Source organism: Bradyrhizobium sp. AUGA SZCCT0182, assembly GCF_018130185.1.
Lineage (GTDB): Bacteria > Pseudomonadota > Alphaproteobacteria > Rhizobiales > Xanthobacteraceae > Bradyrhizobium.
This window is the reverse complement of the sequence record NZ_JAFCLY010000028.1, coordinates 15,571-35,688: the sequence shown is the minus strand read 5'-3', so window position 1 is coordinate 35,688 and position 20,118 is coordinate 15,571. Positions and strand designations below refer to the sequence as shown.

Below are 20,118 nucleotides of genomic sequence, written 5' to 3'. Positions count from 1 at the left end.
ACGAACAATACAGGATTCCGGCGCCCGAGGGTGGAACTACTGGTAACTTGCCACGATATCCGACACTGCGCGTTCCAGCTGTTGCGCGGTCGCGCATTGCCGCACCACAGTGCAGAAGGTCGAATAACGCGGCATTTCCGAGTCGCCCCAGCCCCAGGCCATGCGCCCTTCGGGGTTGAGCCACACCAGCCGCTTCGATCGCTCGCCGATACGGCGAAGGATATCCGCGCGAGGATCGAGATTGTTGCTGCGGGCGTCGCCGAGGATGATCACCGTGGTCTGCGGCGTGATAGCGTTCATCCATTCGTGCTCGAAATCGGCAAAGGAATTACCGTAATCCGACGAGCCGAAGCCGACCTTGGACATGATCTCGGCCATCGCCTCTTCCGGCGATTTCGATTCCAGGATGTCGCTGACCTCGATCAGGTGTCCGGAAAAGGCGAACGAGCGGACGTCCGAGACCACTTCGTGCAGGCTGTGGATCAGCAGCAGGAAGAAATCGGATACCCGCGCCACCGAACCCGAGACGTCGCAGAGTGCGATGATTTTTGGCTTGTCGCGGTGGCGTCGTTTCCATGCGGTGAGGAACGGCACGCCGCCCCAGGCGGCGTTGCGCCGGATGGTCCGGCGTACGTCGAGATGGCCGCGACGCTGGCGCTTGCGCGGCTTGCTGTAACGCTCGCGCAGGCGGCGCGCGATCTGGCGGATCAGAAGCCGCATCTGCTCGACCTGACGCGGCTCGATCCGGGACAGCGGCGCGTTGCGCAAAATCTCGTTGCGCAAGTTCTCGGCTTCCTCGCGGCCGTACAGCATCAAGGCTTGCGAGACGGTTTCGCGCACGGTGTCACGCAAGCCGTCCAGCGCCGTCTGCAGCCGCTCCGCCAAGGCGGGATTAGTCGCGGTCAGTGCGTCGAGGTCGTCGCGCAGGCGCTGGATGCCCATCTGGTCGAGGATGCGGCCCGAGAAGATGCCGCGCTGCGTGAAGTAGCGGATGTCGGACAGATATGCGGCATTCGAAGCGTTGGCGATGGCAGCCGCCATCGCGTTGCGGTCCTGCGACAGCAGCATCTGCGCGAGCTGGCCGAGATCCTGCGCCTGGTCGCCGCCTTCGGCGTCGCCTTGCGCATCGGACGCTGCACCGGATTCCGGCGTGTCGGACTTATCCGTCTCGCTCTCGTCGGAAGGTGGTGGCGCCGGCTCAGGCTGATCGAAGAACAGATCAAAACAGGCGCCGAGCGCCTTCTTCTCGTCCTGGGTCTTGGCGAGCGTGAGGAGGAACGTGTCGCGCAGCACTGTGCGGTCGCTGAAGCCGACCTTGGAAACCGCGCGCATCGCATCGATGCTTTCGGCCGGCGAGAGCCTGACGCCTGCGCCCCGCGCCGCACGAAAGAAGCGATGCAGGTTTTCTCTCATCCGCTTTATCCGAAGACGACGCTCTGCCGCGATGTCTTGGCGATGAAGGTGGATACCTGGGGCAGTGTGGCCTCGATATCCGCCTCGTACTTCAGCAGCACGTTGAGCGTATCCTTGACGATCTCGCTGCCGAGTTCGGGCGCCTGCAACAGCACCAGCACCCGTGCCCAATCGATCGTCTCGCTCACCGAGGGCAGTTTCTTCAGGTCCAGCGAGCGAACCTCGTGGATGAAGCCGACCATCTGCTTGCGCAGCGTCTGCGAGATGCCGGGCACCCGGCTTTCGACGATGCGCTCCTCCAGCTTCTGCTCGGGGAAGCCGATGTGCAAATGGAGGCAGCGCCGCTTCAGCGCGTCGCCGAGATCGCGTTCGCTGTTCGAGGTCAGGATCACGGTCGGCGCGGCGACCGCGGTAACGGTGCCAAGTTCCGGAATCGTGACCTGGAAGTCGCTGAGGATTTCCAGCAGCAGCGATTCGAATTCGGCATCCGACTTGTCGATTTCGTCGATCAAGAGCACGCAGCCGGCCGGCTGTTCCAGTGCCTGCAGCAGCGGCCGCGGTTCGACGAATTCCTTGGAGAAGAACACGTCGCCGAAATCATGCAATTGCGCCAGCGCGTCATGCAGCGTTTCGGCGCCGCCGAGCACTTCACCGAGCTTGTCCTTCAGGATCTGCGTGTACAGAAGCTGCTTGGCGTATTTCCACTCATAGAGCGCCTTGGCTTCGTCCAGGCCCTCGTAGCATTGCAGGCGGATCATCTTCAGCCCGCGCCACGCCGCGATTGCCTTCGCAAGCTCGGTCTTGCCGACACCGGCGGGACCTTCGACCAGGATGGGTTTTTCTATTTGTTGCGATAGATAGACCGCGGTCGCGATCTGCCGGCTCGCAATATAGCCCTGCGCGGCGAGGCCGCTTTCCACTGCCTCGATCGAGGCGGTCGGCCCTTTTTCAGCCACGGGTTTCAACTCCGAAATTCACTGGATTTCAGAGTGTTCTGCCTGCGTTCCCGGCAAAGAACAAGCCTCGTTTGGTCATACGGAGACGGCAAATTCGGCTAATTCCGCCTAGCGCAATGTGAGCCCCGTCGCGGCCTCCAGCTCCGTGATCGCCTGCGCCGCATTGAGCACCTTGATCGTGGTCATGCCCATCTGCCGCGCCGGCTTCAGGTTGACGCCGAGATCGTCGAGATAGACGCAGTTTTTGGGATCGACCTGCAGCGTCTCGATCATCATCTGGTAGATGCGCGGGTCGGGCTTGCGCAGGCCGATCTTGGCGGACTCGATGACGTGATCGAACAGCACCATGACCTCGGCGACATAGAGCGACCGGCCGCTGCGGCTCCCGATCGCGTTGGCCGGAAGATTGTTGGTGATGCAGCCGGTCTTGAATTTGGCCTTCACGCGTTTGAGCGCCTCGACCATTTCGGGGCGCAGATCGCCCGAGAGCAGAGGCAACACATCCCTGCCGCGGACCTCGGCGCCCAGCGCCTTCGATTCCGTCGCGAACAGCGCATCGAAGGCTTCGATGTCGACTTCGGCGCGTTCGAATTTCGCCCAGGCGTTTTCCAGATGATTGGCCGCGTTGGTGCGCCGGATGATGTCGGCGGGCAGCCCGCGCTCGGTCTCGAACCGCGTAAACGCCTCGAACGGCGAAGTGGTCAGCACTCCGCCGAAATCCCAGATCACCGCCTCGACCATTATTTCCCCGCCATATCAATACGCGACGGGGGAGCGGCTAACACGGAATGCCTTTCGGGGCCAGTCCGATCCGCGGCTTGGCGATGTCGGTTGCGCGGGGTATTGCATGCGGCCATGAAAGTCCTCGCTCGAATAATTGCCAGTCTTGCGCTGCTAGTGGTCGCGCCCGCTTACGCCATCGTGGGAGGTGGCGCGCCATCCGCCGACGGCGTCGGTCGTTCGGTCGTCACCATTGTCGGTTCCCGCGGCAATTTCTGCACCGGCGCGGTGATCGCGCCCAAAATCGTGCTGACCGCGGCACACTGCGTGCAGCCCGGTGCCGATTACAAGATCGTCGAATATGGCGCGGACAAGCAGCCATCGTTGCAGGACGTCAAGAGCGTCGCCATTCATCCCGGCTTCAAGATGCAGGCGATGCTGGCGCACCGGGCGACGGCCGATGTGGCACTGCTGCAATTGGATTCAGCCGTCAAAGGCAAGACGCCGTCGACGCTCGGCATGCCCAATATTCCCATCATCGTCGGCAGCCGCTTTACGATCGCCGGCATCGGCGTCACGACGCGCGGCGACGGCAAGAGCGGCGGCACCATCCGCGCCGCCGGATTGGTCGCAACCGGCAAGCCGGGGACGCTGCAGATTCGGCTGGTCGATCCCGTGAGCCATGGCACCCGCGACGGGCTCGGCGCCTGCACTGGAGACTCTGGTGGGCCGGTATTCGAGGACAAGCAATCAGGTCCGGCCATCGTCGGCGTCGTCAGCTGGTCGACCGGACCCAATAGCTCGGCCGGTTGCGGCGGGCTCACCGGCGTCACGCCGCTGACGCTCTATCGCGACTGGCTGGTGCAGACCGTGCGGCAATGGGGCGCGGGGTTGTGAGCCCAACTGTCATTGCCGGGCTTGACCCGGCAATCCATCCCCTTCAAGCGATTCATTTTTGATGGATGCGCGGGTCAAGCCCGCGCATGACAAGGGAGCCTAATGCCCCGCCGCCTTGTTCGCCGCGGCGTTGTTGAGCACGATCAATCCGTCGACGGCGACGCCGACCTTGCTGTTGATCAGGAACGGATTGACGTCGATCGACGCAATGCGGGTTCCCGCGTCCGCCATCAGATTCGATAGCCCAACCAGCGCCTTCACCGCGGAAGCCTCGTGCAGCGCGGGCTTGCCGCGATAGCCCTTCATCTTGACGCCGGCCTTGGTCTTGCCGATCAGCTGTTTCGCCTCGTCTGCATCGAGCGGCGCGCCGGCAAGCGCGACGTCCTTCATCAGTTCGATATCGACACCGCCGGTGCCGAACAGCACCACCGGGCCCATCTCCGCATCGAGCGAGGCGCCGACCACGAGTTCGAGGTCGGACTTGACCTGCTGCGCGATCAGAATGCCTTCGAGCTTCGGCTTGCTCTTCAGCTTCTTGACCCGCGCGGTGATGTCGTTGAACGCCTTCTTCACCTCAGTGGCATTGTTGATGTTGAGCACCACACCGCCAATGTCCGACTTGTGCAGGATCTCGGCGCTGACCACCTTGGCGACCACGGGGAAGCCGATCTTCTTGGCGATCTTCACCGCGTCCGCCGCGGTCTGCGCGATCTCTTCCTTTGAGACCGGAATGCCATAGGCCTTCAGCAGTTTTTTCGAGGCGACTTCGTCGAGCGCCGCGGCGCCGTTGGCGCTTCTTAGCGTCTTCTCCAGCACGGCACGGGCGGAAGCCTTCGAACTCGACGCGATCTCCGGCACGACCTTGCGCAGCGAGGCATATTCGATCAGTGACTTGATCGCGCCCACCGCGCGGTCGAGGCCCTGCATCACCGCGATGTTCGGCAGCGACTTGCGCAAGCCCTTGGTGAACTCGGTAAAGCCGATCGACATCGCGCTGATGTAGACCACGGGCTTGCTGGCGGCGCCCGCCATGTCGTTGACGATGCGCAGATTGCGCTCGCGCAGTTCATGCGGCGCCTTCGGCAGTTCGGCGTCGATGATGACGATATCGGTGTCGGGATCGTCGATCATGATCTTGATCGACTGCATGTAGACGGAGGGATCGACCACGGCGGCAAATCCGGCGTCGAGCGGATTGCCGACGATGCTGCCCGGTCCGAGCATCTTTGTGAGTTTCTCGGTCGCGTCCGCGCTCAGCGGCGCGAAGTTGAGCCCGGCTGAATCGAACGCGTCGATCAGCAGGCCGCGCTTGCCGCCCGACAGCGACACCGCGGCGAGGCGATTGCTCTTCGGCGGTTCGGCATGCACGAAACATTCGGTGGTCTCGATCAGTTCGTCGAGGCCGCGAACGCGGATCACGCCTTCGCGGGTCGAGATCGCGTCGAAGGTTTGGATGGAGCCGGCAAGCGCGCCGGTATGCGCCATCGCAGCCGCACGGCCGCCCTCGGAGGCGCCGAGCTTGAGCGCGATCACGGGCTTGCCGGCGGCGCGTGCGGCCTTGCAGGCCTCACGGAACACCTTGGTGTTTCGCACGCCTTCGAGATAGACCACGATCACGCGGATCGAAGGATCGGCCGCGAAATAGGCCATCAGGTCCGGCGTCTCGAGCCCGGTCTCGTTGCCGGTCGTGACCATGTAGCCGACGCCCACGCCGCGATCTTCCAGCGCCTGCCGGATCGCCATCACGATCGCGCCGGATTGCCCGGCGATCGCGACGGGGCCCGCTTCCATGGTGACGATGCGGTCATCGATATTGGTGAACAGGTTTTCGCCCGCGCTCAGATTGCCGAGGCAATTCGGGCCGGTCACGGCAAGGCCGGTTTCACGCACCGCCTCTTTCAATTCGACCGCCAGCCGCTGGCTTTCCGCGTCCTGCAACTCGCTGAAGCCCGAGGTGACGATGGTGGCGGAACGGGCGCCGGCGGCTGCAGCGTCGCGGATCACCTGCACCGCGAAACGGGCCGGCACCAGTACCAGCACGTGGTCGGGTTTCTCCGGCAGGCTGGCGAAATCCTTGTAGCAGGGCACGCCCCAGATCGTTTCGCGCTTGGCGTTAACAGGGAACAGCTTGCCCTTGTATTGGTACTGGACGAGATTGTTCCAGATGCGCTCGGCGTAGTTGCCGGGCTTGTCGGTCGCGCCGACCAGGACGATGTTGCGCGGGTGCAGCATCGCATGGATGCTTTTGACGATGTCGCTGGCGTCGGACGAGGGCGACCAGTTTTCGGCCGAATGCGACGCGTTGACTACCCGAGCTTCCATGGAGTGTGCCCTTATCTTGTTGTTTCCTTTGGCAGACGGCGATCTCGTGCGATCGCTTCGGCCATGCGTTTTCATTCTTTTTATTGAGACTTGAGGAGGGTGGCAACACGCGTTGGCCCGATAGCGCCCTTCGCGCAGCGCACGATATCCCGGCAGGCGGAGTATTCATCGTCGCCCCGGGATTGACGGGCGGAAGAACTCAGGGAACAGGCCCAATCAAGATGGCGTGCAGGAGATAGCGATCCGGCCCCGGCGTCAACGCCTCGAACGGCCAGCAGGTCGACAGCACCAGCTCATATCCGTCGCGCAACGGATCGATGCCCGAAGCGTCGAAACGAACGATCGAGGTCGAATCCGCGCGATATCGGAATTTCCTGCCGTCGCGGCGCGTGACGTCGATCTCGTCACCGATGACGACATTTTGCAGGAAGCGGAAGTGCGTATCGCGGTGCGCGGAGTAGACCGCCACGCCGCGCTCGCCCGCATCGGGCGTGTTCTCGACATGACCCGGCCCAAACGCGAGCGCCTGGCCGCTGCTGCCCGCCAGCACGATGGTGCTGGCATGGATCCGCTTTACTTCGATGCGGGCCACCGGCCAGGTGTCCGCCCATGACCACGGTTTTGTCTCGCGGCCGGTGGCGATGGATTCAGTGAAGGCGCGCTCGAGCAGGATTTGCGCGAACAACGCCTTGGCGTGGATGTAGCCGCCCTGGCCGAACAGGATGAGGCCGGTGACGGCGAGGAGGAGAGGGAGGATGAAGCGGCGCATTCTTCGGTGTTCTCGTCGCAATGACGGTTCGGAAAAAGTCGCGCGCGCGACCCTGGGGGACGGAGGGCCGCGCGCGCATTCGGGAGGAGCTTGGGGGGCCTCCTCCGTCAAGGGGGCGTCAGGGGATCAACGCCTGGCGCCGATTGAACGCGAACAGGACAAAGCTGAATATGAGGAAGATCACACCCAGGATCATTTTCAGCTCGGCGTCGGTCGCCGTCTTCGGGAGCTGGACCGTGCTCGGCGCTGCCGTGACCGCAGGGGCCGCGCGTTTCAATGCCGCAACCTGAACCCTGGCCTCGCCGGCCTCGGCGCGACGTTCCATCGGCGTGACCGGCAGAAGCGGGCGTTCACCGAACACTTTGGCGAAATCCCAACCGGCCGGCAGGTTGATCGGCAGTTCCGAGACTTTCAGCGGTTCGCCTTCGGGACGGCTCGGCGTCTTGTCGACCGCGACGAGACTGGTCAGCCGCGTCACCAGTTGATGATCGAGTGCGAGCGCGAGGATGGTCTTGTCGGCATCCTCCGGGCTCTCCTGCCGCGTGGTGCGCGCAACTTCGGCATCGGCAATCTTGCGCCGCGCCCATAGTTTCGACAGGCCCTTGCCCTCGGCCGCATTCGCCAGCGGAAGCGTCACCACCCACGGACGGTCACCGATCCGGCCCTTGATCTCGACCGAGCCGGCCAGCTTGTCGAGCTTGGCGGTAAGAATCAGCGGCTCATCGCGGTAGAGGTCCGGGATCGCCGACGGCGTGATGTCGGCCGCAGCATCGGAGAATTTGGCAGTGAGGTTGGTCACCGCGGGATTCTCCAGCTTGGAAAACAGCCCGCGCATGCGCTCCTCGACCTGTTCCACCGAGCCGATATGGGTGAAGGCGCCGCGGCCGAGTTCGGCGGCGCGCGTCATCAGATGGGTGTTTGGCGCGGAGCCGATTCCAACCATGAAGATGCGCGAGCGGCCACGCAACGCGTTGATGGTCTCGAACAATTGCTGCTCATTGCCGATCGCGCCGTCGGTCAGGAACACGACCTGACGCACATAGTTGGTATCGCCGCCGGGGGCCGTGTCGCTGAGCGCGGCGCGCATCGCCGGCACCATTTCGGTGCCGCCATTGGCCTGCAGCGCGCCGACGAACGCGGTGGCCTGACCGACACGCTCGCGGTCAGCCGGCACGGAGGCGGGGAACAGCATCTCCATGGTGTGATCGAAGCGTATCACGTTGAAGCGGTCGGTAGGCTGCAGGCGGCCGAGTGCGTAAGTGAGGCTGGCCTTGGCCTGGATGATCGAGACGCCCCCCATCGAGCCGGAATTGTCGATCACGAAGATCACCTCGCGCGGCAGCGGCTTCCTGTCATTCTGGTCGACCGATGGCGGCGTCACGAAGGCGAGCAGGTAATCGCTGCCGCCGACATGTTCGCGGAACAGGCCGACCGACGGCGCCTTCTCCGCGGCAGGCTTCCAGGTGAGTTCAAAGTCGCGATCCGCCGGTACCGCGCCTTCGGCGAGCTTGATGATGCGCGTGCTGCCGTCGGGGCTTTCGGTCTTGATGGCGTGATGATGGCTCTTGATCTCGCCGAGCGGGAAGCCGGCCTGCAGCCGCACGGTGATGGTGGTCGGATTGACCGGCGCGTTGGTCGCGGGGTCGAGCACTTGCGGAGAGATGCGGTCGCGGTCCGGCACCGGATCGGATTTGCTGGCGCCCCAGCCGCCGCCACCGGGCCGGAAGTCGACGCTCTGTACAACGGGTGCGGGATTGTAGCGCGGCCCCACCACCATCGGCAGCCGCAGCGAGAATTCATTGCCGCTCTGTTGCACCGGTTCCTGATACTCGATCTGCACCAGCACGGTTTCGCCGGGACCGATATTGGCGACCGAATTGGTGAAGATGTTCGGCCGTTCCTGTTCGGTCAGCGCCGCCTTCTGTCCGTTACGTGCCGCCTGCTCATAGATGATGCGGGCCTGTTGCCGCTCCTTGATGTCGCCGACGATGACGCGGTCGCCGACCACCATCTTCAGCGTATCGACGGCGCCGCCGGATGGCAGCGGATAGACGTAAACCGCCTCGACCCAGTTTTGCGTCGGGTTGCGGAAAACCTGCGTGACGCGGGCGCGGACCGTGGGGCCGGACACGGTGATGTCGACATCGATGCCGAGCCGCGAGGCGTCGGCGTAGCCGTCCTCGGTCTTCAGCAGCAGCGAGCCGGAGCGGGCGTCGCCTGGCTTGAGAAGGGCGGTCTGCGTGCGCTCGGCGGACCAGGCCGGCAAACTCAAAAATAAGGCCGCAAATCCGATCAGGAGTGCGGCGGCGCCTTCAAAGGCGAAGAACAGTATTACGCGCATTTTGCGCGACAGGCGCGCACGCCTGTCGGGCTGGATTTCACCGCAGATCGTCATTTCCTTCACTCCCGTGCGACGTGTTCGTCGTGGGAGGAAATTTCCGGTAACGCGCGATCTGGCGCGAGCGGAATGATCGGCCTTGTTCAGCCTGACGCCAGCGCCGTGCGCCACGGCCTGGGCGGCTTTGTGCGGGTTTGTGATGGATTGTGCGTCTGGTAGACTGCCCAAACAGGCCGAACAGGGGTGACGATGCCGACGCCGGACAAGCAGCTTTCCGCCGAACAAAGCCGGCAGATCGCCGATACCATTCGGGAAGAGATCGCCCGCCGCCGCATCTCCCGCCAGTCGCTGGCCGAGCTCGCAAAACTCAGTCTTTCCACGCTGGAGAAGGTGCTCGGGGGCCGCCGTCCGTTCACGCTCGCGACCACGGTCCGGCTCGAACAGGCGCTCGGCGTATCCCTGCGCAAGACGCCTGACGCGCCGGCGCCGGCCGCACCGGTCAATGGCGACATCGCGCCGGATGGGTTGGGCGCCTATTCGCGCCGCGCGGTAGCGTGGATTGAAGGCGCCTATGTCACGATACGGCCGTCGTTCGGCGACAAGGACGCGATCTTCGCCTACCGTACCGAGATTGTCTGGAGTGATGCGGCCTCGTCGCTCGTGTTCCACGAAGGCGAGCGGCAGGATGCCCTGTACACCCAATTCGGCGAAGTCGCGGTGCCGAACCAGTCCGGCCACATCTATCTCGTCACCAACCGGAACGGTCAGCATCGTCTGATCACGGTGGCGCGCGTGGCCATTTCTGGCGAAATGTACGGCATCATCACCACGCTGCTGGCGGGGCGCGGCTCCATGCTGACGCCGATTGCCGCTCCGATCGCGTATGTGCCGATCAAGATGGTCGCAAACCCGAGTTTTGGGCGCATTTCGTCCGATAATGCCAATTATGCGCTGTATCGCGAACGTCTGCGACGAACAATCGACGAGCCGTTTGCCATGTTTTTACCCGGTTAACTGTTGCGCCCTTGTATTTGCCACAATCGTCGCCTATATCCCACCTATTCGAATTGTCGTTTGCCTTGTTGACTACGCCGACACCGGCCCATCCCCAAGACATCGTTGAAATCGGATCAAGCTCACGCGGAGGTCGTGTGAGCAAAGCGCATTTGCGCATCTTGGAGATAGTTACATGGCTACCGGAACAGTTAAGTGGTTTAACGCGACCAAGGGTTTTGGCTTCATTCAGCCCGACGATGGTGGAACGGACGTGTTCGTTCACATCTCGGCTGTCGAACGTGCAGGCCTGAGCTCGCTCAACGAAGGTCAGAAGATCTCGTTCGAAGCGAAGAAGGACCCGATGCGCGGCAAGACCAGCGCTGAGAACCTTCGCGTCGACTAAAGATATTTTGACGCGTTTTCTTCACGCGAACCGGGTATCCGCTTCGCTTGAAAACGCTTTGAAGGTTGCTGCTGATTACGGATTACCACGGATGTACTGGGATCCTCTAATCAGCCTCTGAGACAAGAGCCCGCCGGTGATGAACCTGCGGGCTTTTCGTTTGTCGGCGCGATCACGAGGCAATGGCCTTGTCGGTCGGCTTCGAAACGCTGAAATTCTTTCGCAGCGTCGGCTTGTGAATCTTTCCCGTCGCGTTGCGCGGCAGGGCATCGACGAACTCGATCAGCCGCGGGCATTTGAACCGCGCCAGATTGGCCTGGCAATGCGCGTGAATCTCGTCGGCCGAAAGCCTATGGCCCGGCTTGATCGCGACGATCGCCATGCCGACTTCGCCCCATTGCTCGTTCGGGATGCCGATCACGGCGGCCTCGGCAATGGCGTTGAGTTGATGCAGCACGCTCTCGACCTCGGCCGGATAGACGTTCTCGCCGCCGGAAATGTACATGTCCTTCCAGCGGTCGACGATGTAGTAGAAACCCTCTTCGTCGACGCGCGTGGCGTCACCGGTGTGCAGCCAGCCGTCGGTGAAGGATGATCGGTTGGCGTCCGGCCGGTTCCAGTATCCGGGCGTGACGTTCGGTCCCTTGACCCAGAGTTCACCGAGTTCGCCGACATCGGCGTCCGACCCATCCGGGCGAACGATCCGGACTTCCGTATGCAGCACCGGCTTGCCGGAGGAGCCGGCCTTGCGCGCGGCGTCCTCCTTGTCGAGCGTCAGCACCGCGGGGCTGGTCTCGGTCATGCCGTAACCCTGCTGCAGGGCGACGCCGCGGGCTTCCCATATCTTCAACAGCGGCACCGGCATCGGTGCGCCACCGACACCGCCGATCACGAGCCGGCTGAAATCGGCCGCAGCAAACGACGGATGCTGTGACATGAACTGGTAGATCGCAGGCACGCCGAAGAACTGGTTGATGCGGTGAGACGGGTCGCTAATCAGTTGGAGTGCAACAGCAGGATCGAACGCGCGCATGATCAGCACGGTGCCGCCGGCGTGCAGCACGGGATTGGTGTAGCAATTCAGCCCGCCGGTGTGGAATAGCGGCAGCACCGTGAGCAGCACCGACGACGGCGAGATATACGCGGGACCGCCGAGATTGACGCAATTCCAGAACGTCATGCCGTGGGTGATGATCGCGCCCTTCGGCTGGCCCGTGGTGCCCGAGGTGTACATGATGGTCGAGATGTCATCGAGCGTGACCATCTCCGCGCGATCGAGTGGTTTTGACGCCGCGATCGCCGCCTCATAGGAGCCACCAGGACCGAGCAGCAGTGCCGATGAAACGTTGCAGAGTTTGGCGACCGATAGCGCGACCTCGGCAAGATCGGTGTCGTGGATCATGACTTTTGGCGAGGCATCGCCGACAATGAACTGCAGCTCGGGAACGGTGAGGCGGGTGTTGAGCGGCAGGAACACGGCGCCGATCCGGAAGCAGGCGAACTGCACCTCCAGCGTATCTGATGTGTTCAGCGCCAGCACCGCGACCCGGTCGCCGCGCGCGATCTTGAGTTTGTCGCGCAGATGCGTGGCGAGCAGCGAGACTCGCGCATCAAACTCCGCATAGGAAAGCCGGCGCTGGCTGGCGAGGTCGATCGCCGCGATTTTATCCGGCGTGCGGCGGCCGAAATGGGCGATCCAGTCATAATAGCGGACGGACAAGGTTTCCTCCTGACGTCGCGCGGTTCTTGCGCCGCTGGTTTTGCTTGATGGCATTCTGTTTAGCAGATGAGCGGTCATAGGGGATGTTGTCTTGCGTGGAGTGGCTGGGGTGGGGGGCGATTCGGGCGGGCGACGGGCTCCATCCACCGTCATTGCGAGGAGCGTAGCAACGAAGCAATCCATCTCGCCGCGCAAAGGAAGAATGGATTGCTTCGCTTCGCTCGCAATGACGGAAGACACACCTTCGCGATCTCGCGTCGCGAAGCGACCGAGGCTCGCTATTGAATTTCCTTAACCCTCCAAACAGAGGGTGCAGGGAATGCCGGGTGCGCGCTGCACCCGGGCTCGTTGTCGCCGTCACCCCCTTGGAGCGTTCGCCCCTCGGGAGCTTGACGCCAGCATACGGGGCGTCAGGACCACACGACTTCGCCGTACGCTTCCGTCACGATCGTGAGTCGCAACATCGGCGTCCACCGTCCCATCCCACGATGACGATCGCGAAACGCCCCTCGTACCGGGTCGGGACCAGAATAATTCTGAAAATCAGAATACAAGCCAACGTGGGCGCCGGCTGGGACTCATGATGCATTGGACAACCAAGCGGGATGACGCCCTTAGCTCTCTCCGCGTCGGCGCCGAGTCAGGGCGCCGTCAATTCACGAAGTGTTTTCAGGATTTGAGCAGGGCTGTAGGGCTTCGGCAAAAAGCACCCGCCGTCGGGCAGATCGTCACGACCGATTGTGACCTGGCCGGAAGTGGCAACGATCTTGATCGGAGGCCAGCGATCTCTGACCGCGGCAGCCAGTCTTAGACCGTCCATACTGCCGGGCATTTGAATGTCGGTAAAGACGACAGTGATGTCTAACCGGGTTTCGAGAATATCAATGGCTTCATCCGCATTCGCTGCTTCGATCACATCGAACTCGCCTGCCGCAATCATTTCAGCCGCGTCCATCCGGATCAACACGTCATCTTCAACAACAAGGATGACCGCTCGTTTCGTTACTGAAATCATCGGTCAATCTTTTCAACTAACTGAGTATTTGGCGTCGCAAGCCCTTTTATGGTCAGGAACCGACTTGAACCTTTCATGGCCCATGGAGTTGGCATCCATAGCTGCAATTGGCAGGTCTCCACCCAAGGTCTCTTACGGCATGTTCTGCCTGGCGTTGTTGCTGATCTAATCGACTGCGCCAGATAAGGTTCACCAATGCTGAGGAAAAACATGGAAGCGCAAGGTGTTGGCGTCGCTGAATCGGTGCCTGTCCCGAAGCTTTCCGCAGACCCGGCAGAGAAGGCGGGCCCGCCAGTTTGGGATGCGGAACAGCTGCGTCTGGCTATTTCGGCGGCGGGGGTCGCGCTCTGGTCGTGGAACGTCGACACCAATCGATTTACGATGGACGAGAGAGCTTTCGATCTTTGGGGCGTGCCGCTGAATGAATACGTGTCGTTCGATGATCTGTCGTCACACATCCATCCGGCCGACCGTGATCGCGTAAAAGCTGCGTTTGCCGCCACGCGTGCGATCATCGGTCCGTATGAAATTGATTTCCGCATAATGGTTGGCGAGGAGGTCAGGTGGGTTTCGGCCCGCGGCCAAGGAAATGATGCGGGCATTGTTGGTCGCATCATGCACGGAATTTTCATCGACGTGACGGGACGCAAGCAAGCCGAGGAAGGCCATGAGTTGCTCGCCGGCGAAATGAGCCACCGGGTGAAGAACCTCTTGGCAATTGCATCCGGCCTCACAGCCATCACTTCGCGGTCCGCCAAGACGACCGCCGACATGGCGAAGGAACTTACGCTTCGGCTGGCGGCGCTAGGTCGCGCCCATGATCTTGTCCGTCCCCTTCCGGGGCAGGGTGGAAAAGCTGCGCTCTTAGGTGACCTTTTGACAGTACTGCTGGCGCCTTATGATGATCTGGGAGCATTTAGCGGTCGCGTCCGCGTCTCAGTCCCCCGCATGGGCGTCGGCGAGCAAGCAGCTACAACGCTAGCGCTCGTTGTCCATGAACTGGCCACCAATTCACTCAAGTATGGCGCGTTATCCTCCCCAACCGGTACGCTGGATATATCCTGCGCCACCCACGATACGGAAGTGGTCGTCGTATGGACTGAGCGCGGTGGCCCGCCGGTCGCGGCGCCGACTGGTGAAAGCGGGTATGGAAGCAAGCTGCTCAATCGCAGCATGACGATCCAGCTTGGCGGCTCGATTTCGTGCGATTGGAGTGCGGAAGGCGTCATCGTCACGCTTCACATGATCAAAGACCGCCTGACAAGGTAGAGGCGTTGGGCCCCGGCCCGTTACCCTCCAGGAGATCTGACGGCTGTCGCCGTTCGGGTCGCCGCACATTTGGTCCGCGTCTCGAACTCACGAACCCCGCAGCAGTTCGCTGATCACATTGAACTGGCCGTCGCGAAACTCGACCATGTAGCCGTCCTTGATGGGCCGATAGTCTTTCGGTGAGGTGTTGAGCTTGACGCCCGGCATCAGCAGCGGGAGTTGCACATCCGTGAGGTTGGCGGCCTGCGCCATGATGTTCTCGCGGCTCAGATCGTTCTTGCACTGCTCCAGCACCACCACCAGCGCCTGGGCGACCATGTAGCCATAGCCGGCGGCGAAATTCGCCGGATCGACATTCGGCACCCGCGCCTTCATGAATTCGCGGTAGGCGACCAGGTCAGGATCTTTGGAGTCGGCCGAATAGGGCTTCAGCGATCCGACCGACATGATGCCACTCGCGGCTTCGAGGCCCGCCGGCACCATGACCGTCTCCTTGTTGGCGCAGCCCGAGGAGATGAATCGGATCGGCCGCCAGCCGGTCTCATAGGCCTTGCGGATCGCCTGCGCGCAGGCGCGCGGCGTCACGCTGTAAATCAGGAAAACGTCGGCCTTGGTATTGGCAAGCGTCAGGATCTGCGAATCCACACTGGGATCGGCGACTTCGAAGCTCGATGCCAGCGCGATCGCCTTGTCGGCGTCGGCCCCAAGCGCCTCTTTCACGCCGCGCAGGTAATCCTTCCCGGCGTCGTCGTTCTGGTAAAGGATCGCAAAGCGTGCGTTGGGATTTTTGGCGCGCGCATAGCGCACGTCGATGCCGGCTTCTTCGACATAATTCGGCGCCCAGGGCAGCGCCATCAGCCAGGGCTGGTTGACCGGATCGTTCCATTTCGACGCGGACGAGATCAGGAACAGATGCGGCACCTTGGCGCTGTTGAGGTATTTCGCGGTCGCCGAACTCGGCGCGGTGCCCATGGTGCCGAACATGAAGGCGACGTTGTCGCTTTCGACCAGCCGCCGCGTCGCCTCGACCGTCTTCGGCGGCGAGAAGCCGTCGTCAAGCGAGACCATGTTGAGCTTGCGCCCGTTGACGCCGCCCTTTTCGTTGATCAAGTCGAAATAGCCGGCAAAGGCCTTGCCGACGACGCTGAGCGCCGAGGCCGGGCCGCTATACGGCATGATGTTGCCGAACTTTATTTCGGTAGGCGTGATGCCGGGCTGTTGCGCGAAGGCAGCTGACGATGCGGCGAGGGACAGCGTGAGGAAAATGGCCGGGACAGATTGGCTCCATCGGATCATGCTTCATCTCCCCGGCGTTTTGCCGATTTTGTGTTATTGCTTTTTTGCAGAAGGTTAGGGCATGGCCGGGGAACCGGTCTTGCGTTGAGTTGCTGGCGAGGGGGCCCGTCAGCCGCTCAACGCAAGTTTAGGCCGGCCGATTCAGGGCATCGTGATTCCGTCGGGAGGACAGCATGCTGGAGCGGACAAAGGCGAACAGCCCGTTTTACAACGCGGATCACGAAGCGTTTCGCGACGTGATGCGGCGCTTTGTGACGCGCGAGATCGAGCCCTATGCCCATGAATGGGACGAAGCCGGCGAGTTTCCGCGCACGCTGTACGCCAAGGCCGCCGAGATCGGCTTGCTGGGGCTCGGTTTCCCCGAGGAATATGGCGGCGTCGCTGCCGACCAGTTCATGAAAATCGTGGCCTCGCAGGAACTCGCGCGTGCCGGCGCCGGCGGTGTCAGCTCCAGCCTGATGAGCCACACCATCGGCTCGCCGCCGATCGCGCGCGCCGCCCGCCCCGAGATAAGGGCGCGGGTGCTGCCCGAGGTGCTATCGGGCAAGAAAATTTCGGCGCTGGCGATCACCGAACCGAGCGGCGGCTCCGATGTCGCCAATCTCCGCACCAAGGCGCGCCGTGACGGCGATCATTATGTCGTCAGCGGCGAAAAGACGTTCATCACCTCTGGCATGCGCGCCGATTATCTCACGGTCGCCGTGCGCACCGGCGGTGAAGGCGCGGGCGGCGTCAGCTTGCTCCTGATCGAGGGCGATACGCCGGGGCTTTCCCGCACCAAACTCAAGAAGATGGGCTGGTGGGCGTCGGATACCGCAACGCTGCATTTCGACGAATGCCGTGTTCCGGTCGAAAACCTGCTCGGCGAGGAAGGCCAGGGGTTCAAGCTGATCATGCACAACTTCAACAGCGAGCGGATGGGCATGGCGGCGAGCTGCACGGCTTACGCGCGCGTCTGCGTCGAGGACGCGATCGCCTACGCCAAGGAGCGCCAGACCTTTGGCAAACCGATCGCGCAGCATCAGGTGATCCGTCACAAGCTGGTCGACATGGCGCAGAAGGTCGCGGCCTCGCAGGCTATGCTGGAAATGCTGGCATGGCGGCTCGGCCAGGGCGAAAGCCCGGTCGCCGAAATCTGCATGATGAAAAACCAGGCGACGCAGACCATGGCGTTCTGCGCTAGCGAAGCGGTACAGATCTTCGGCGGCGCCGGCTTCATGCGCGGCATCAAGGTCGAGCGCATCTACCGCGAGGTAAAGGTCAACGCGATCGGCGGCGGCACGGAGGAGATCATGAAGGATCTGGCGTCGAGGCAGATGGGGTTGTGACGTTCGCCCTTACCCTCCCCTGGAGGGGGAGGGTCGACGCGAAGCGGCGGGGTGGGGTGACGGTCTCTCCACTCGAACAGTGCCCGTGTTGAGAGATCACCCCACCCCGTCTCACATATCGCTGCGCTCTATGTGAGCCGACCCTCCCCCTCCAGGGGAGGGTAAGAGAAGGGCCACCCACTTTCGAAATTCAAACCGGACTACAAATCATGCTCTTCACCGCCGACCACGACGAACCGCGCCGTATCCTGCAGAAATTCATCGCCGCCGAGATCAATCCGTTCGTCGATGAATGGGAGGAGGTCGGACAGTTTCCCTCGCATGACCTGTTCAAGAAGCTCGGCGATCTCGGCTTCCTCGGCCTCAACAAGCCCGTCGAATTCGGCGGGCAGGGCCTCGATTACAGCTACGCGCTGATGATGGCCGAAGAGCTCGGCGCCATCCATTGCGGCGGCGTGCCGATGGCGATCGGGGTGCAGACCGACATGGCCACCCCGGCGCTGGCGCGGTTCGGCTCCGATGAAGTGCGCCGCGAATTTCTGGCGCCCGCGATCGCGGGCGATGCGGTGGCCTGCATCGGTGTGTCCGAGCCGGGCGTCGGCTCCGACGTCGCCTCGATCAAGACCAATGCGCGCAGCGACGGTGACGATTACGTCATCAATGGCGGCAAGATGTGGATCACCAATGGCGTAAAGGCGGACTGGATCTGCCTGCTCGCCAATACCAGCGACGGGCAGGTGCATCGCAACAAGTCGCTGATCTGCGTGCCGATGAAAAGCAAGGGCGTCGAGGTCGCGCGAAAACTCGACAAGATGGGCATGCGCTCCTCCGACACCGCGCAGATTTTCTTCGACAATGTCCGGGTGCCGAAGCGTAATCGCATCGGCGAGGAGGGTATGGGTTTTACGTATCAGATGGTGCAGTTCCAGGAGGAGCGGCTGTGGGGCGCCGCGGCGTGCCTGAAGGCGCACGAGTACATCATCGCCGAGACCATCGAATACACGCGCAACCGAAAAGCGTTCGGCAAGACCATCCTCGACAACCAGGTGGTCCATTTCAAGCTCGCGGAGATGCAGACCGAAGTCGAGCTGCTTCGCGCGCTGATCTACCGCGCCGCCGAGGCGCTGATCGCGGGCGAGGACGTCACGCGGCTTGCGACCATGGCAAAGCTCAAGGCTGGACGGTTGGGACGCGAACTCACCGATGCCTGTTTGCAATTCTGGGGCGGCATGGGCTTTATGAACGAAACACATGTCAGCCGCGCCTATCGCGACAGCCGCCTGACCTCGATCGGCGGCGGCGCCGATGAGGTGATGCTGACGGTGTTGTGCAAGATGATGGGCACGCTGCCGGGTGCGAAGTAAAATTCAACTTAACCAGCCATGAACGGATATCGATATGCTCTATCAGGAGAGCCAGAAGGTTACCGAGCTGAAGCATCGCCTTCAGTCCTTCATGGATCGCCACGTCTATCCGAATGAAGAGCGCTTCTACAAAGAGGCCGAGGAGCTGGGGGCCTGGAAGGTTTTCCCGGTTGTCGAGGAGCTGAAGCCGAAGGCGCGGGAGGCCGGCCTCTGGAACCTGTTCCTGCCAGAGAGCGAGCATGGCGCCGGCCTGACCAACCTCGAATACGCACCGCTGTGCGAGGTGATGGGGCGCTCGCATCTCGCGCCTGAAGTCTTCAACTGTTCGGCGCCCGACACCGGCAACATGGAAGTGCTGGCGCGCTACGGTACGCGCGAGCATCAGGAGCGTTGGCTCAAGCCGCTGCTGGCTGGCGAAATCCGCTCCTGCTTTGCCATGACCGAACCTGCGGTCGCCTCCAGCGACGCCACCAATATCGAGAGTTCCATCCGGCGCGACGGCGATGATTACGTCATCAACGGTCGCAAATGGTACACCACCAACGCCACCGACCCGCGCTGCAAGATCTGCATCTTCATGGGCAAGACCGATCCCGATAATCCGGATCGCCATCGCCAGCAGTCGATGATCCTGGTTCCGATGGACACGCCGGGCGTCAAGGTGCTGCGGTCGATTCCGGTGTTCGGGTTCTATGGCGTGCCTGACAGGGCCTCGGAAGTGGTGTTCGAGAATGTCCGCGTGCCCGCCAGCAACATGCTGCTTGGTGAGGGCCGCGGCTTCGAAATCGCGCAGGGTCGTCTCGGTCCCGGCCGTATCCACCACTGCATGCGCTTGATCGGGCTCGCCGAACGGACGCTGGAGAAGATGTGCGTGCGGACCAGAAGCCGGGTTGCGTTCGGCAAGCCGGTTTCGGAGCAGACCGTCACGCAGGAGCGAATCGCGGAATCGCGCATCATGATCGAGCAGTCACGGCTGCTGACCCTCAATGCGGCGCACATGATGGATACCGTTGGCAACCGGGCGGCCAAGGCCGAAATCGCGATGATCAAGGTCGCGGTGCCCAACATGGCGTGCCAGGTGATCGATTGGGCCATTCAGGCCCATGGCGGCGGCGGCACCAGCAACGATTTCGGTCTGGCTGCGGCCTATGCTACGGCGCGCCTGCTGCGCCTCGCCGATGGTCCGGACGAGGTTCATCGCAACCAGATTGCCCGCCTCGAACTGCGCAAGCACAGCAATGCCTGACGCTGGCCGCCAAGATGATATTGCGGGCGCCGCTTCGGCGCTCCAAACTGGCCTGAATCGAAATTG

General features: G+C 62.5%; 16 protein-coding genes. 7 read left to right on the top strand and 9 right to left on the bottom strand.

Going from position 1 to position 20,118, the window contains the following annotated elements; translation table 11 throughout:
* Window positions 1-36: 36 nt before the first annotated feature.
* The 3 genes from JQ611_RS26305 to JQ611_RS26295 all read right to left on the bottom strand — a co-directional run bounded on the left by JQ611_RS26305 (window position 37) and on the right by JQ611_RS26295 (window position 3,113).
* On the bottom strand, window positions 37-1,413 hold the full coding sequence (locus JQ611_RS26305) for a VWA domain-containing protein (protein WP_212467016.1): 1,377 nt from the start codon (window positions 1,411-1,413) through the stop codon (window positions 37-39).
* A 5-nt stretch (window positions 1,414-1,418) separates the two neighbouring features.
* Window positions 1,419-2,369 (bottom strand): MoxR family ATPase, encoded by a 951-nt coding sequence (locus JQ611_RS26300; RefSeq protein ID WP_212269384.1) that lies wholly within the window; start codon window positions 2,367-2,369, stop codon window positions 1,419-1,421.
* 108 nt (window positions 2,370-2,477) lie between these two features.
* The gene (locus JQ611_RS26295; RefSeq protein WP_312012186.1) at window positions 2,478-3,113 is read right to left on the bottom strand and encodes an HAD-IA family hydrolase; all 636 of its coding nucleotides are present in this window, start codon (window positions 3,111-3,113) and stop codon (window positions 2,478-2,480) included.
* Between the two features lie 111 nt (window positions 3,114-3,224).
* Between JQ611_RS26295 and JQ611_RS26290 the strand changes: the two genes are divergently transcribed.
* Entirely contained in the window at window positions 3,225-3,986 is a 762-nt protein-coding gene (locus JQ611_RS26290; protein ID WP_212467014.1) for a trypsin-like serine protease, read from the top strand.
* Window positions 3,987-4,085: 99 nt separating this feature from the next.
* Here JQ611_RS26290 and JQ611_RS26285 read toward each other — a convergent pair whose 3' ends face one another.
* The 3 genes from JQ611_RS26285 to JQ611_RS26275 all read right to left on the bottom strand — a co-directional run bounded on the left by JQ611_RS26285 (window position 4,086) and on the right by JQ611_RS26275 (window position 9,418).
* A complete protein-coding gene (locus tag JQ611_RS26285; protein ID WP_212467013.1) occupies window positions 4,086-6,308 on the bottom strand; it encodes an acetate--CoA ligase family protein in 2,223 nt (740 codons plus the stop codon).
* A gap of 199 nt (window positions 6,309-6,507) precedes the next feature.
* The gene (locus JQ611_RS26280; protein ID WP_212467012.1) at window positions 6,508-7,077 is read right to left on the bottom strand and encodes a class GN sortase; all 570 of its coding nucleotides are present in this window, start codon (window positions 7,075-7,077) and stop codon (window positions 6,508-6,510) included.
* Between the two features lie 118 nt (window positions 7,078-7,195).
* Window positions 7,196-9,418, bottom strand: coding sequence for a marine proteobacterial sortase target protein (locus tag JQ611_RS26275; RefSeq protein ID WP_249133470.1), 2,223 nt, complete (start codon window positions 9,416-9,418; stop codon window positions 7,196-7,198).
* A gap of 246 nt (window positions 9,419-9,664) precedes the next feature.
* Here JQ611_RS26275 and JQ611_RS26270 point away from each other — a divergent pair, with 246 nt between their 5' ends.
* Both JQ611_RS26270 and JQ611_RS26265 read left to right on the top strand, forming a co-directional pair.
* Complete coding sequence (locus JQ611_RS26270; protein ID WP_212392061.1) at window positions 9,665-10,429, top strand: helix-turn-helix transcriptional regulator; 765 nt, start codon at window positions 9,665-9,667, stop codon at window positions 10,427-10,429.
* Between the two features lie 175 nt (window positions 10,430-10,604).
* On the top strand, window positions 10,605-10,814 hold the full coding sequence (locus tag JQ611_RS26265; protein ID WP_192735591.1) for a cold-shock protein: 210 nt from the start codon (window positions 10,605-10,607) through the stop codon (window positions 10,812-10,814).
* Between the two features lie 172 nt (window positions 10,815-10,986).
* On the opposite strand, the gene JQ611_RS26260 is transcribed toward JQ611_RS26265, so the two are convergent.
* Together JQ611_RS26260 and JQ611_RS26255 are read right to left on the bottom strand one after the other, a co-directional pair.
* Complete coding sequence (locus JQ611_RS26260) at window positions 10,987-12,534, bottom strand: long-chain fatty acid--CoA ligase (RefSeq protein ID WP_212467010.1); 1,548 nt, start codon at window positions 12,532-12,534, stop codon at window positions 10,987-10,989.
* A 640-nt stretch (window positions 12,535-13,174) separates the two neighbouring features.
* Entirely contained in the window at window positions 13,175-13,549 is a 375-nt protein-coding gene (locus JQ611_RS26255) for a response regulator (RefSeq protein WP_212467009.1), read from the bottom strand.
* Between the two features lie 195 nt (window positions 13,550-13,744).
* Here JQ611_RS26255 and JQ611_RS26250 point away from each other — a divergent pair, with 195 nt between their 5' ends.
* Entirely contained in the window at window positions 13,745-14,818 is a 1,074-nt protein-coding gene (locus JQ611_RS26250; protein WP_249133458.1) for a sensor histidine kinase, read from the top strand.
* Between the two features lie 87 nt (window positions 14,819-14,905).
* On the opposite strand, the gene JQ611_RS26245 is transcribed toward JQ611_RS26250, so the two are convergent.
* The gene (locus tag JQ611_RS26245; protein WP_212467008.1) at window positions 14,906-16,114 is read right to left on the bottom strand and encodes an ABC transporter substrate-binding protein; all 1,209 of its coding nucleotides are present in this window, start codon (window positions 16,112-16,114) and stop codon (window positions 14,906-14,908) included.
* A gap of 173 nt (window positions 16,115-16,287) precedes the next feature.
* Here JQ611_RS26245 and JQ611_RS26240 point away from each other — a divergent pair, with 173 nt between their 5' ends.
* The 3 genes from JQ611_RS26240 to JQ611_RS26230 all read left to right on the top strand — a co-directional run bounded on the left by JQ611_RS26240 (window position 16,288) and on the right by JQ611_RS26230 (window position 20,052).
* Window positions 16,288-17,442, top strand: a complete 1,155-nt coding sequence (locus tag JQ611_RS26240) for an acyl-CoA dehydrogenase family protein (RefSeq protein ID WP_212392056.1) — start codon at window positions 16,288-16,290, stop codon at window positions 17,440-17,442.
* 209 nt (window positions 17,443-17,651) lie between these two features.
* Window positions 17,652-18,806, top strand: a complete 1,155-nt coding sequence (locus JQ611_RS26235; RefSeq protein WP_212467007.1) for an acyl-CoA dehydrogenase family protein — start codon at window positions 17,652-17,654, stop codon at window positions 18,804-18,806.
* A 34-nt stretch (window positions 18,807-18,840) separates the two neighbouring features.
* Window positions 18,841-20,052, top strand: a complete 1,212-nt coding sequence (locus JQ611_RS26230; RefSeq protein ID WP_212467006.1) for an acyl-CoA dehydrogenase family protein — start codon at window positions 18,841-18,843, stop codon at window positions 20,050-20,052.
* Window positions 20,053-20,118 lie beyond the last annotated feature (66 nt).